General features: G+C 73.5%; 1 pseudogene. It reads right to left on the bottom strand.

Features of this window, described 5'->3' with window-relative positions:
- A pseudogene (locus WG922_RS21930) lies at positions 1 to 378 on the bottom strand (hypothetical protein); the annotation flags it as partial.

The following is a 378-nucleotide window of genomic DNA, read 5'->3' as shown; positions in this document are numbered from 1 at the left end:
CCCCGCTCATCGCCGTTTGCGACCGCCTCCACGTACTGCCTGTTGGCGTAGGTCCCCCACGCCTGGGAGGCGTCGCGCCCGAAGGTCTGCATGATCTGCACCTGCGCATCGACGTCGCGTTGCACGCGGTCCGCATCGAAGATCCGTGCGACGCCCGCTTCGGCGTCGTCGCTGCGCACGCTCGCATCCCCCGCGATGCCCGAGATGCCGGCGCGGCTCGTGCTGCGGGCGCTGCCGCTGTCGCGGCCCAAGCCAATGCCCGCGCCCGAGACGGGGCGGCTACCGGCGATACCGCCGCTGGCGCCGCCCAAGCCGATGCCCGCTCCCGAAGGGCCTGTCGATTCGGTGCCCGCACCGCCGCCCACGCTCACGCCCACG

The sequence above is a fragment of the Ramlibacter sp. AN1015 genome, from assembly GCF_037726105.1.
Lineage (GTDB): Bacteria > Pseudomonadota > Gammaproteobacteria > Burkholderiales > Burkholderiaceae_C > Ramlibacter.
The sequence above is the reverse complement of the archived record's forward strand: the minus strand, read 5'-3'. Positions and strand labels throughout refer to the sequence as shown.